This window comes from Bradyrhizobium sp. Cp5.3, assembly GCF_000426265.1.
Classification (GTDB): domain Bacteria; phylum Pseudomonadota; class Alphaproteobacteria; order Rhizobiales; family Xanthobacteraceae; genus Bradyrhizobium; species Bradyrhizobium neotropicale.
Genome location: NZ_AUFA01000005.1, coordinates 282,468 through 295,277, shown reverse-complemented (window position 1 = coordinate 295,277; position 12,810 = coordinate 282,468). Strand labels below are relative to the sequence as shown.

General features: G+C 63.7%; 12 protein-coding genes. All 12 read left to right on the top strand.

All coding sequences use genetic code 11. The features are described 5' to 3' along the window. Positions 1-126: 126 nt before the first annotated feature. Entirely contained in the window at positions 127-1,983 is a 1,857-nt protein-coding gene (locus K289_RS0111485) for an NAD(P)/FAD-dependent oxidoreductase (RefSeq protein WP_027551643.1), read from the top strand. Positions 1,984-1,988: 5 nt separating this feature from the next. Further along, entirely contained in the window at positions 1,989-2,798 is an 810-nt protein-coding gene (locus tag K289_RS0111480; protein WP_027551642.1) for a shikimate dehydrogenase, read from the top strand. Between the two features lie 128 nt (positions 2,799-2,926). Then, positions 2,927-3,745: a lytic transglycosylase domain-containing protein gene (locus tag K289_RS0111475; RefSeq protein WP_027551641.1), complete on the top strand. Its 819-nt coding sequence runs from the start codon at positions 2,927-2,929 to the stop codon at positions 3,743-3,745. A gap of 116 nt (positions 3,746-3,861) precedes the next feature. Next, entirely contained in the window at positions 3,862-4,083 is a 222-nt protein-coding gene (locus K289_RS0111470; protein ID WP_027551640.1) for a hypothetical protein, read from the top strand. 12 nt (positions 4,084-4,095) lie between these two features. After that, positions 4,096-4,518 (top strand): hypothetical protein, encoded by a 423-nt coding sequence (locus tag K289_RS0111465; protein WP_027551639.1) that lies wholly within the window; start codon positions 4,096-4,098, stop codon positions 4,516-4,518. Between the two features lie 481 nt (positions 4,519-4,999). Next, positions 5,000-5,446, top strand: coding sequence for a MaoC family dehydratase (locus tag K289_RS0111455; RefSeq protein ID WP_027551638.1), 447 nt, complete (start codon positions 5,000-5,002; stop codon positions 5,444-5,446). A 98-nt stretch (positions 5,447-5,544) separates the two neighbouring features. After that, complete coding sequence (locus tag K289_RS0111450; protein ID WP_027551637.1) at positions 5,545-6,039, top strand: hypothetical protein; 495 nt, start codon at positions 5,545-5,547, stop codon at positions 6,037-6,039. Positions 6,040-6,339: 300 nt separating this feature from the next. Next, positions 6,340-7,536 (top strand): LuxR C-terminal-related transcriptional regulator, encoded by a 1,197-nt coding sequence (locus K289_RS44220; protein WP_051310550.1) that lies wholly within the window; start codon positions 6,340-6,342, stop codon positions 7,534-7,536. 148 nt (positions 7,537-7,684) lie between these two features. Beyond that, positions 7,685-8,659, top strand: coding sequence for an AraC family transcriptional regulator (locus tag K289_RS0111435; protein ID WP_027551636.1), 975 nt, complete (start codon positions 7,685-7,687; stop codon positions 8,657-8,659). Between the two features lie 226 nt (positions 8,660-8,885). Beyond that, positions 8,886-9,269 carry a DUF3455 domain-containing protein gene (locus K289_RS44215; RefSeq protein WP_245283891.1) on the top strand — a complete coding sequence of 128 codons (384 nt, stop codon included), beginning with the start codon at positions 8,886-8,888 and terminating at the stop codon, positions 9,267-9,269. A 43-nt stretch (positions 9,270-9,312) separates the two neighbouring features. Continuing rightward, a complete protein-coding gene (locus K289_RS0111425) occupies positions 9,313-9,561 on the top strand; it encodes a hypothetical protein (RefSeq protein ID WP_027551635.1) in 249 nt (82 codons plus the stop codon). A 227-nt stretch (positions 9,562-9,788) separates the two neighbouring features. Next, on the top strand, positions 9,789-12,539 hold the full coding sequence (locus K289_RS0111420) for an autotransporter outer membrane beta-barrel domain-containing protein (protein ID WP_027551634.1): 2,751 nt from the start codon (positions 9,789-9,791) through the stop codon (positions 12,537-12,539). The last annotated feature ends 271 nt before the right edge of the window (positions 12,540-12,810 follow it).

The window sequence follows — 12,810 nt, the reverse complement described above, 5'->3', positions numbered from 1 at the left end:
TGCAAGCTAGCGGAACGTCGCGCCGCCTTCACGCAAAAAACGAGCGATGTGATTGCGTGCGTCACTTTTTCAGGGCTAATTGATGCGAGCTGCCGGCGAAGCAGCGTTCGCCCGTGGAGGACAGGGATGTCAGCGGAAAAACACAAGACCGGCGCAGCCGGCACGTCTACGATCGACATCGCAACCTTGCGTGCGCGCTATCGGGACGAGCGCGACCTTCGCCTGCGCGCTGAAGGCAAGGCGCAATATGTCGAGGTGACCGGCGGCTTTGCCCGCTATCTCGACGATCCCTGGGCCGATGCGGAATTTAAGCGCGAGGCCTTCAGCGAAGAGACCGAAGTGGTCATCGTCGGCGGTGGCTTCGGCGGTCTCTTGTGCGGTGCGCGCCTGCGCGAAGCCGGCATTGATGATTTCCGGATCGTGGAAAAGGCCGCCGACTTCGGCGGCACCTGGTACTGGAATCGCTATCCGGGTGCGGCCTGTGATACCGAGAGCTACATCTATCTGCCGCTCTTGGAAGAGACCGGCTACATGCCTGTGCGCAAATATGCGCGCGCGCCCGAGATCTACGAACATTCGCGCCGCATCGGCCGCCACTTCGGCCTCTACGAGCGCGCGCTGTTTCAGACCATCATCTCGCGGATGGAATGGCGGGAAGACGACGCACGCTGGCTGGTCGAGACCGATCGCGGCGATCGCATCCGCGCGCGCTTCGTCATTCTCGCCGGCGGCCCGCTGAGCCGGCCGAAGCTACCGGGGATTCCCGGCATCGAGACCTTCAAGGGCCACAGCTTCCACACCAGCCGCTGGGATTATGCCTACACCGGCGGCAACGCCGAGGGCGGTCTCTCCAACCTTGCCGACAAGCGCGTCGGCATCATCGGAACGGGCGCCACCGCGGTGCAGTGCGTGCCGCATCTCGGCCGTTCCGCGAAGGAGCTCTACGTCTTCCAGCGCACGCCGTCCGCAATCGGCGTGCGCGACGATCGGCCGACGGACGAGGTCTGGGCGAAGAGCCTGACGCCGGGCTGGCAGCGCGAGCGCATGGACAATTTCACGGCGGTGATCTCCGGCGAGCCGTTCGAACAGGATCTGGTGCAGGACGGCTGGACCGGCCTGCTCGGCGAGATTCTGCTAGCGCCGCGCCGCCAGCCGCAGCCGGTGACCTCGATGGAGGAAGCGCTGAAGGTGATCGAACAGGCCGACTACCGCAAGATGGAGGAGATCCGCATCCGCGTCGATCGGGTGGTGAAGGACGAGGCGACGGCGGCGGCGCTAAAGCCCTGGTACAAGGCGTTCTGCAAGCGGCCGTGCTTTCACGACGAATATCTCGACACGTTCAACCGTCCCAACGTGCATCTCGTGGACACCAAAGGCAGGGGCGTCGAACGCATCACCGGAAATGCCGTCATCGTCGACGGCAAGGCCCATGAGCTCGACTGCCTGATCTATGCCAGCGGCTTCGAGGTCGGCACCGACTACGCCCGCCGCATGGGTTTTGAGGTCCATGGCCGCGGCGGCATGAGCCTGAGCGATCGCTGGCGCGACGGCGTCAAGACGCTGCACGGCTTCTACAGCCGCGGCTTTCCCAACTGCTTCCTGATCGTCACGGTTCAGGCCGGCCAGAGCGCCAACTTCCCGCACATCATCGACGAGCAGTCGCAGCACATTGCCTATGTGATCGCAGAGGCGCGCAAGCGCAAAGCCCGCACGCTGGAGCCAACACTCGAGGCGGAAAACGCCTGGGTCGACGAAGTTGTCAAGGCAGCGGTCGGGCGCCAGACCTATCTCGCCGAATGCACGCCCGGCTATTACAACAATGAAGGCGTGTTCGATCCGATCGCGGCGAGAAACAGCCAATATTGGCGCGGGCCGGTGGCGTTCCTGCGGCTGCTGGAACGGTGGCGGAAGGAGGGCCGGCTGGACGGATTGGAGTTGACCCATGAGGCGGCAGCGGCCGGCAGCTCTCCGGCCCTGGCTTGATCGGCATGACCCCAACACTCAGCGGCGCGACACGGCTCTACGTCATCGTCGGCGATCCCATTGCGCAGGTGCGCTCGCCCGCGGGCGTGACGGCCGCCTTCGCCGCGCGTGGCCATGATGGCATCCTCGCGCCCGTTCAGGTCGCGCCCCACGATCTGCCAGATTTCCTCTCGGTTGCGGTGCGGTTGAAGAACCTCGACGGCATCGTCGTGACCATTCCGCACAAATTCGCCTGTTACCAGGCCTGCGCCAGCGCGACGGAGCGTGCACATTTCCTGCGCACGGTGAACCTGATGCGCCGGCGCGCCGATGGCGCCTGGCATGGCGACATGGTGGATGGCCTCGGCTTCGTCGGCGCCGCGCGGGCGAAGGGGATCGATCCCAGGGGCATGCGCGCGCCGCTGGTCGGCGCCGGTGGCGCCGGATCGGCCATCGCGCTGGCACTGGTCGAGGCGGGTGTCAGCGAGATCGCCGTTCACGACAGCGCGGCCGAGCGCCGCGACGCGCTGATCGACCAGCTCAACCGGCTTGGCAGGGCGCCCGCCCGGCTCGGGAGCGTGGATCCCGCCGGCTTCGACTTTGTCGCCAATGCGACGCCGGCAGGGATGAAAGAGGGCGACCCGCTGCCGGTCGATGTCACGCGGCTCGTGCCAACAGCCTATTGCGGTTGCGTAATCACCAAGCCTGAGGTCTCGCCGTTCATTGCGGCGGCCCGCAAGATCGGCTGCATCACCGCGACCGGCGCCGACATGTACCGGCAGCACCAGGGCATTATGGTGGATTTCCTGCTCGGCCACGACGGTGACGGAAATTAGGAGATCGGCGGGGTGTCAAGGGCCTGACCGGCGCTGATTACGTTCGCCGGGGCTTGAGCAGGGGCTATTGACGTAGGATCATGCGCCCGCGCGAGCCGGTCGCGCATAGCTAGAGAGAGGAAGGCGGAATGACCAAGGGCAGGACAGTTGCGACGGCGATGATCGGCGCTACCGCGCTGCTTCTCTCTTTGATGCAAGCGGCCGATGCCGCGCAATGCGGCAGCTCGCCGGCCGGCTTCGAGGCCTGGAAGCGTGAGTTCAGCGAGGAAGCCCGAGCCAAGGGCATCGGACAGACCGCCATCTCGGCGCTGATGCAGGCCCATTACGCCAGCGCCACCATTGCGGCGGACCGCGGCCAGCGCAGCTTTTCGCTGTCGCTCGACCAGTTTCTCGCCAAGCGCGGCGCCACCACCATTGTGGCGCGGGGCCGATCGCTGAAGCAGTCGCAGGCCGCACTGTTTGCCTCGATCCAGCAGCGCTATGGCGTACCACCGGGGCCGCTGATCGCGATCTGGGGCATGGAGACCGGTTTCGGCAGCCAGCGCGGCAACCAGAACATGCTGTCGTCGATCGCAACGCTTGCCTATGATTGCCGCCGCCCCGAATTCTTCACCGACCAGCTCTATGCGGCGCTGAAGCTGATCGACCGCGGCGCGCTGTCGGGCGCGACCCGTGGCTCCATGCACGGCGAGGTCGGCCAGACCCAGTTCATGCCCAAGAACATCCTGGCCTATGGCACCGGCAATCTCGACGTCGCTGCCAACGCTCTGAACTCGACCGCGAATTTCCTCAAGGCCCATGGTTGGCGCGCAGGCGCCGGCTACCAGCCGGGAGAACCGAATTTCGCCGCCATCGAGGCCTGGAATGCCGCGGGCGTCTATCAGAAGGCGATCGCGTTGATGGGACGGCAGATCGATGAGGGAGGCGGAGCGTCGGCAGCCCGCTGAGGCGCTTCACGAGGAAGTGCCTGGGTCGCGCGTGAGAAAGTTGCTGTCGCAGAAGGAACCGACGGTGTAAGCTTTGCTTTGATCGGGGACAGGGGCTGGCACGAGGAGAGCTCAACATGGCAACCCAGATCGTGATGGATCATACCGGCGATACGCGCCACGAGTTTGATCCCGAGAATGCGGAAGCGGTGGCGCGGGCCGAACGACGCTTTCGCGAGCTGACCGGCTTGGGCTTCACTGCCGCCGTGAGAACGGCGCCCGGTGAAGTGTCCCGTATCCGGTCATTCGACCCGACCGCGCACGAAACGCTGTTCTATCCCCGCCTCGTCGGCGGCTGATCCGAACAGCTCATGATCGCGGTGTTCAGGCTCGGCGCGCCGGCGCGGGCGCGCCTGCATGCGCTGCGGGAGCTGTACCGGCGCTTCTTCGGAGAGAACACGCCGGACGCCCGCGGACGCCGGCTGCTGTCCGAATGGCTGACGCCGGCGCAGCTCGCACAGTTCGAGCAGCACCGGTATTTCGATGTGGTCGGGTGCGACACCGGCAAGCGGTACCGCATTCACTACGGCACGGCCGCGAACGTCCATGAGATCAACGAAGCCGGAATTGCGACGATGGGATGGTGCTTCGTCCCGTCAGGCTTCTTGGTGCCCGGCGACGTGATGCTGGCGCAGAAGATCGCCCTCGAGACGAACGAACGGGGAGCTTTGGCGCTCGCCAACCGATTTCCACCGGCGACGCATTCAGAGCATTTCTATCGGCGGCCGTTCTAGTTTGTGACCGGCTGGAGCGTGATCCGGACAAGTGTGTAGAAGATCATGCTCAAACAACAACCTTAAGCGCGATGACGATTCATCCTCATCTCATCGCGCTTCAGGCGTGCCTCAGTAGTGCGACGTCCGATAGGCGTCGAGCGCATGCGCCGCGAACACGCCGATGCTGCAAAGGGCAAGCAGCCCCGAAATCAGCTCGATCATAGCTCATCCTCCCGTAGCGGCAGGGCGACGAGATGTTGGCAGCAGGAATAATCCCGGATCAGGTCGAGGAAGAATTGCATCGTGGCCGTCCCTGTAGGCTTTTGACAACTACATAACCGGCCATCTGTTTCAGGGGTGTTTCGTCGACCTGGGAAAGGGGTTTCGTGGGGAACCCTGGGCTGGCTTGTGAGCCGTGGGCCCGCTAAAATCCACAATTGGTCCATCCTTTTAGCCGCGCAGCTTCCCTCCGGCGGCCTATCCATTGCGAGGCGAAATAATGGTGCCAGTTGAATGGTTTGACGATCTCACCGTCGGAATGCGTTTCAAATCTCCGGAGATCCAGGTCACCGAAGCCGACATCAAGCGCTTTGCCGCCGAGTTCGATCCACAACCGATGCACCTGGATCACGAGGCCGCCAAGGCGACGCTGTTCAAGGGCCTTGCTGCGTCAGGATGGCACACTGCGGCCATCGCCATGAACCTCGCCATCCAGGCCCGTCCGTTTGGCCCGCATCCATTGATCGGCGCCGGCGTCGACGGCCTGCGCTGGACGGTGCCCGTGCGGCCCAATGACCGCCTCCACCTCGAAGGCGAGGTCATGAGCCTGACGCCATCGAAATCGAAGCCGCAGGGCATCGCGCTGGTGAAATGGACCATGTTCAATCAGAACGGAGAGGAGGTTTACACCTTCACCCCGATCGCGATCGTGCCGCGGCGCGGGTAGGCCACCGTCCGCCATTGGTTGTGTCGCATCACTGGAAGCCCTTGCGGCTCTCCCGCTGAGGTGGTCAGCTTGCCACGGGGAACAGGCTGGAGGCTCACATGAAAGGATTCCTTCTTGCTGCCGGGCTGCTCGCGGGTGTCGTGGGCGGGCCTGCGCTCGCGCAACAAAGCAAGGTGGGCGACTGGACCATCGAGAAGCGCACCCAGGACACGCATTGCAATGCGAGCCGCGGCTACAAGGACAAGGAGGACGAGAACCGCGACTACGTGATCGTGATCACCTATTCCGACAAGGCCATCGTCATCGTGATGATTTACGACGGCTGGGAATGGGACAAGGTCGGCGAGATATTGCGAGCGGATTTCAGCACGGATGACGCCGACATCATGAAGAAGGCGAAGTGGGAGGTCATGGACAAGACCACCGTGCGCGGCATCTTCGAATTCGATCAATCGATCATGGACCGGCTGTCGAAGGCCAAGCGCCTGGCGCTCGATTTCGAGGATGATGACGACGACAGTATCGAGATGCAGGTTCCCCGCGCCGGCGAAGCGCTCGCCGCGCTGAAGTTCTGCGAGGAGAACAGGAAGTAAAGACACGAGGCAGGTGGCCGGGGCCGCGGGTTCAGGCATCAGGCCCGTGCGAGCGGGCGCGGTCCTTGGGCACACAGCCCGCTTGCAGTTCGCATTTCTCCTAGTCTTTGGCGAAAACGTCCAAGCAGCTTCCCTTGGTTGACGTTACCCAAGGACGATGTTCGAGATTCCAGCGTTTGGCTGCATCGTTCTCTCAGCGCTGAAGGCGACAGTTTCCCGGCCGGTCTTCTTCGGCTCGCTCCGAAGCGGGAGCGTTCGCATTTTTCATCGGGGCAACCCGCAGATTGCGTCCGTCGACCAATGACCATCCCGGAGGCCAATCGGTTCTCGTCGCTGGTCGGCGGGATCTATGATGCAGCAGCCGATCCTTCGCTGCGCGCCGCAGTGCTGGAGCGGATTGCAAATTTCGTCGGCGGATCGGCCGCAACCATTCTGTCGAGGGATGCGGCCAGGCTCTCGATCGAGATCCACCAGCACTTTGGAACGGACGCTCACTTCCGGCAGCTCTATCGTGACAGGTATGTGGAGCTCGATCCTCTGCTCGATTTTCATCTCGACCTCGCCAGCGAACAGGCGATCAGCGTGGCGGATGTGATGCCCCATGCCGACTTCCTCGCGACGAGCTTCCATCGGGAGTGGGTGGAGCCGCAGAGTGCCGTGGACCTCGCGACGATCACGCTCGAGAGATCGGGCGCGCGCACGACGATCTTGCAGGTAATGCGTCATCAGTCCCGCGGTCTCGTCGACGATGCGATGCGCGAGCGGATGCGGCTCGTGGCTCCGCACATCCAGCGGTCGCGGATCATGGGGCGGCACATGAGAGCCCGCTCCCACACGGTCACCGATCTTGCCGATGTCCTCGACGGACTGACGACGGCAATATGCCTGCTCGACGCAGAGGGGAGGCTCATGCACGCCAACGCGGCATGCCGGCAGCTATTTGCTGACGCCAATCTGTTTGCGATGGTCGGCGACCGGATCGTGGCCCGTACCAGCCAGGCGGACAGGATCGTCCGCGGCCTGTTCGAGGCCGTCGATGGTGTTGCGAGCTCGGCCGGCCGTCGTCAGATCGAGCCGGTGAGATCGGTCGATGGCTCCCACTATCTGGTCCACGCCCTCCGGTTGAAGCGCGAACGCGGCCGGCCGGAGCAGCTGGCGGATTCCGCAGCCGCCGTGCTCTTCGTGCAAAGAGCGTCCCTGACGCCGACGATCGCCGTCGATGCGATCGCTGAGGCTTTCAGGCTGACGCCATCCGAGCTGCGTGTTTTGACGGCCATCGTCGAGATCGGCGGCGTCCCCGATATCGCGGCCAAGCTCGGTATCGCCGAGACCACGGTGAAGACACATCTCGGTCGCCTCTTTGAAAAGACGGGCGCCGGTAGGCAGGCCGATCTCGTGAAGATCGCCGCCGGATTTACCGCGCCCTTCGCGCGAAGCGCGGACACTAACACCGGCACCTGTGAGTTATTTCGCCACCGGGCCCTAAATCCATTGTGATGAGCAGGGCGGTCGGGTCCTCCGAACGTAGGACGCCTTTCGCCTGATACTTTCGTATATCGCGCCTCCTGAAGGGCAGTGCGCGCCAAAAAACAAAACCGCCAGGACTCAATAGCGCGTGGCCTGCTCGTCGATTGGAGGGATTGGAGTGAGCGGCAAGGACGATTTTTCCATTTTCTACGTTTCAACGAACGAGGTTCCCGAAAGCGAGCGCGTCCCATTGCTGCGCGAATTCTATTGCCGGGGCCTGGCCAAGGCCGAAGTCGACGCCAATGAAGGAGAGCCGTTCGCGGCGAACTTCACAGCCCTTGCGCTGCCGGAAGCCCAGTTGATGACCGGCGGGCTGTTTGGCGCGCGGATCATCCGTACGAAGCAACAGGTCATTGATGGCAATGACAGCCTGGCCCTGGTCGTGAATCGATCCGGCATCATCGGAATATCCGCGCGAGGACATGATCTGCGGCTTCATCCCGGAGACGCAGTGTTGACGAGTGCGGAGGATGTAGCGACTTTGGAGCGATTTGCGCCGGGGGGCTGCTTTTCGCTGCGCGTGCCGCGGCGTGCGCTGGCGACAAAGATCGTGGACATCGACGATGCGGTGATGCGCGTCATGGCGGCCGACACGACCGGACTTCGGCTGCTTGTCGACTACGCCATAGCTCTTATGCGGGGGGAGGCGCTTGCAACGCCTGCGTTGCGCCAGCTTGGCGTTGCGCATCTGCATGATCTTCTGGCGCTTGTCCTCGGCGCGACGGGCGAGGTTCGGGAGCTGGCAGGACGGCAAGGCGTCAAGGCCGCGCGGCTGCGGAGGACGAAGCACTTCATCGCCGACAATTGCGGGCAGCCGGATCTGTCGGTTACGACCGTCGCCCAGGAGCTCGGCGTGACGCCGCGCTATCTCCAGCGCTTGTTCGAGGCGGACGGCAAGACTTTTTCTTCCTTTCTGATCGAGCAGCGCCTCAAGCGCGCCCATCGCATGCTGCGGAAGCCGGAATTTGCCGAACGTCCGGTGAGCTCGATCGCCTACGACGTCGGATTCGGTGACTTGTCCTATTTCAACCGCTGTTTCCGGCGGACCTTTGGCGCCACGCCAAGCGATGTCCGGAGCGGCATGGTGGAGTGATCGGCCTCCGCAGGCTTTCAGTGAACTGTTGATTGCAACCAAGAGGAAGGGATTTGGACATGCCCCTTGATCGTGGAGTCATGGCTGTTGTTCGGCTGCTGAGCGGCAGTGTTGCTCTCTTTATCCTTTATGCAGGTGCGGCGCTCGCAGGCATGCCCGACGAGATCAGGGTGCCCGGCGAGATACCGGGCATCGCGCTCCATGCAGAGGGCGCGCAGATCTATGAATGCCAGCCGACGCCGCGAACCAGCTTGTTTGGCAGGCGCGCGAGCCGGCCGCGACGCTCATGGACGGCGACAATTCGGTCGGCCGCCATTACGCGGCACTGCATTGGGAATCCGTCGACGCCGGCACGCTGGTGTGGGAGCACAAGGACGGCAGCTCCGTGAAGGCCAAGGTCGCCGCCCGCGTCGCGGGCCGGACCGCTGACGATATGCCGTGGCTGAAATTCACCGTCGTCACCCAGACCGGCAACGGCCTGTTCTATGGCGTCACCCACGTGCAGCGCATCAACACGCAGGGTGGCATGGTCAAAGGTCCCTGCGATCAGGCCGGGATCTTTCGCAGCGTGCCGTATTCGGCCGACTACGTGTTCTGGCGCGCGGAATAGGTCATGACCGGGCGTCGCCTGCGACGCCCGCTGGAGTTTTGGAATGCGTCGTTTCTTTTTCGATCTTCTGGTCGGCAATGTCGTGATGATCGACCCGGGCGGCATGGTCTTCGAACGCGCCGAGGCCACTTTTTCGGCGGCCGACGACATGGCCAGGCATCTGTTCGTGTGGCGTGACGATCTGCGCGACCGCGATGCGTGCATCCGTGTGAGGGATGCGAGCGGACGCGAAGTTTATCGCGCCGCGGTCTGGGCGGAGCATGCGGACAAGCAGGGCTGGGATCTGGCCTAAGCCGCGTGCGCGGTGTCGCATCTCTGCACCAGTCCCGAGTGAACAGCCTTCGGTTCGTTCTAAGCCGAGACGCGGTCGTTTCCGTCCAAGTCGGATGACTAGCCTCCTTCTACCTTGGCGTTCAGCGATTCAGTTGTCGCAACAGCCGGCCTCCTCCGATCGGAGGAGGCCGGTCGCAACATGCCTGTGCGCTCATAAGGGCCAACGGCGTCGACCGTGGAATGAAAATGAAACGAAGGCTTCTTTCGACCGTCAACCGCGGCCTGCTGCGGATTCCCGCGTCCGCGTTCCTGCTGGCGCCATGGATCATGGTTGAACCCGCGGGGGCCGCGTGCACGCCACCGTCGCCGGTCAATGATGCGGTCGTGACCTGTACCGGAACAACGACCAATGCGAACGGCACGATCGGTTATGGATCGGCAACCGATACCGGCAACACCTTCAACCTGGTGTCCGGCGCGACCGTGTTCGGAACGACCTCCGGCATCACGCTCAATCAGGGCACGATCACCAACGGCGGCTTTATCGTGGCGGGCACTGGGGCCTCGAACGGCGCGACCGGAATTGCCGCCATGGGGGACCTGAACCTGACGAACAATCCCACCGGAACTGCTGGCGTGATCGGCATTCGGGTGTTCGGTAGCAACGCCATCGCCGTCAGCAGCCTCGGTACGATCAACGTGGAAAATGAGTCGGATATCCTGGTGACCGCTGCGGGCGGGTTCGCGATCAAGGGCAGTGCGGTCAATCTGACGGCCAACAGCGGCCAGATCCTCGGGGTGCGCTACGGAGTCTATGCGTCGAGCGATGCCACAATCACCAACGGGACAGGCTCGATCCTTGCCGCCGGAAACAACGGCACCGCCGTCTTTGCCGGCGGCAACCTTGTCATCAAAAATTCCGGCACGATCGCCGCAAGCGCCGATGGCAGTTCCGCAATTCGCACCAGCAATGTGACGGTTGCGAGCAACACCGGCAGAATCGAAGGTAACGCGATCGGCATCTTCGCCTTCACGGCTACGATCAACAACAACGGTGGCGGCGTGATCGACGCGGGGGCCGACAATGGCATCGCCATTTCCGGCAGGGACTCGGCGACGGTCGCCAACACAGGCACGATCAGCGGGGAGGCGACCGGAAGCTGGGCCATTGAGGCGAGGACCGTTGTCGTGTCCTCGAATTCAGGCACGATCTCAGGCGGATCGGCGGCCGTGATCGGCGATAGCGTAACCGTCGCGAATAGCGCTGGCGGCACGATCTCGGTGTTCGACGCCAGCGCCTCCGCCATCAACGCGCTGGTCGCGAATGTCTCCAACGCTGGACAGATCGTTGCAACGGGCGCCGACAGCTTTGGGATCGTTGCGGAAACGGTGAATGTAACGGCCAACACCGGCACGATCTCGGGCGACGCCAGTGCGATCCGATCGCCGACAGGTTCGGTCACGGTCAACAACAACGGCGGCACGATCTTATCCACGAACGCCAGTTCTACAGCGATTTTTGCCGAAACAAACGCGACCGTCGTCAATGCCGGTACGATCAAAGGGGGCGCGGGCAGTGGCACAGGAATCCGCGCCAACGGCGCGGCGGCGATCGAGAATGCGTCCGGCGGACTCATCTCCGGTGCGACCGGTCTGCAGGTGTTGGGCGGAGCCAATATCACGAACGGCGGCGCGATCACCGGCACCGGCGGGACCGCGATCAAGCTGTCCAGCAATGCCGATACTTTGACGCTCTTGCCGGGCTCGAAGATCAACGGCGTGGTCGATTTCGGCTTCGGTGCCGACGTGGTCAACATTAATCTCTCGCCGATCAGCAGCAGGGTGTCGTCGCTGACGACGATCAATCTGCCGACCTTTGTCAACTTCGAAGGTGTCATCAACACAAACGTTTCGAACGGCGGCTTCAACGGCCCGTCAGTCGTCTCCGGCACCACGCTCGCAACACTCGATCCCACCGCGCTGGCGCAGACCGATCGCACGCTGATGGATTTCACCGGCGGAGTGTCCTCGCTGGTGCAGGGCCGCCTGAACGGCACTGGCGCAGCCGGCAGCAACATGATGGCGATGGCCTATGCGCCGGAGACGGCGCAAGCCGGTCCCTTCACCAAGGCGCCACGAAGCCTCTGGACCGATCCGGCGCCGATCACGGTCTGGGCCAACAGCTTTGGCGGCCAGCGTATCCAGGACGAGACCGCCGCGACCCTGCGCGCGACTTCCACGGCCTGGGCCGGGGCGATCGGCATCGACCGCAAGGTGCAGCCGAACTGGCTGGTCGGTGCCTTCCTCGGCGGCGGGCAGGGCGGCCTCTCGGTCGATCTCAACTCGCAATCGGTCGACACCAACTACGTGTTTGCCGGGGCCTATGGTCGCTTCGAATGGGCTGCGCAGTTCTTCGATTTCACCGTCCAGGGCGGCAACGCCGACAACAAGTCGCGCCGCCTGGTGCTCAACAACGCCGCGGTGGGCGGCATGGAGACGGCGAGGGCGAATTACAGTGGCTGGTACGTCAGCCCGGAGATCGCCTATGGCTACAGGCTCGAGATCGGCAATGGCTATCTGCTCACGCCGACCGCGCGGCTGCGCTACGTCGCGGGCCGGTTCGATGGCTATAGCGAGACCGGCTCGGCGCAGGGGCTCTCGGTCGGCGGCCGCACGCTGCAGGATTTTGAAGAGCGCGGCGAGGTCGATCTCTCGCGGGTAACGAGCCTTGGCGGCGGCGAGCTCAAGGCCAACATCCATGGCGGCGTGATCGCGCTCCAGCGCGTCGGCGACACCACTATCAACGCGGTGCTGATTGGGCAGAACCTGGCCTTCGTCACGCCCGGCAGCCGCAGCGCCGTCGGCGCGGTGGCCGGCTTCGGCCTCGACTACCGCACCAGCCGGAACGTGTCGGTGTTCGGAGCGGTCGAAGGCATGATGATGTCCGACCAGAGCCGCACCGGCACCGCCAAGGGCGGGGTACGCGTCGCGTTCTGAGCCGGCACCAGCCCTGGCGGTTCAAACGCGACGTCCGCCGGCCGGGCCCCATCCGCCCGGCCGGCGGCATCCTCCAATCGGAGGATGCCGCATGCTGTGGTTGTGCTATGCTACCGCAGTTCGTTTCATTGCATCCAGCCGATCTCGTCGGGCTCGCGGCGGGATTCTCCATTCCACCTGTCAACTGATCCGTAAATCACTGTCGGAGTTGAACCTTTTGCTCCCGTGTTAGACTCACAGAAGCCGCCGGGCATGAAGAACATTTCGCCAT

Bases quoted from the DNA above. Each gene is read 5' to 3' on its own strand.
- K289_RS0111485 (WP_027551643.1), top strand. From the start codon at position 127: ATGTCAGCGGAAAAACACAAGACCGGCGCAGCCGGCACGTCTACGATC.
- K289_RS0111480 (WP_027551642.1), top strand. From the start codon at position 1,989: ATGACCCCAACACTCAGCGGCGCGACACGGCTCTACGTCATCGTCGGC.
- K289_RS0111475 (WP_027551641.1), top strand. From the start codon at position 2,927: ATGACCAAGGGCAGGACAGTTGCGACGGCGATGATCGGCGCTACCGCG.
- K289_RS0111470 (WP_027551640.1), top strand. From the start codon at position 3,862: ATGGCAACCCAGATCGTGATGGATCATACCGGCGATACGCGCCACGAG.
- K289_RS0111465 (WP_027551639.1), top strand. From the start codon at position 4,096: ATGATCGCGGTGTTCAGGCTCGGCGCGCCGGCGCGGGCGCGCCTGCAT.
- K289_RS0111455 (WP_027551638.1), top strand. From the start codon at position 5,000: ATGGTGCCAGTTGAATGGTTTGACGATCTCACCGTCGGAATGCGTTTC.
- K289_RS0111450 (WP_027551637.1), top strand. From the start codon at position 5,545: ATGAAAGGATTCCTTCTTGCTGCCGGGCTGCTCGCGGGTGTCGTGGGC.
- K289_RS44220 (WP_051310550.1), top strand. From the start codon at position 6,340: ATGACCATCCCGGAGGCCAATCGGTTCTCGTCGCTGGTCGGCGGGATC.
- K289_RS44215 (WP_245283891.1), top strand. From the start codon at position 8,886: ATGCCAGCCGACGCCGCGAACCAGCTTGTTTGGCAGGCGCGCGAGCCG.
- K289_RS0111425 (WP_027551635.1), top strand. From the start codon at position 9,313: ATGCGTCGTTTCTTTTTCGATCTTCTGGTCGGCAATGTCGTGATGATC.
- K289_RS0111420 (WP_027551634.1), top strand. From the start codon at position 9,789: ATGAAACGAAGGCTTCTTTCGACCGTCAACCGCGGCCTGCTGCGGATT.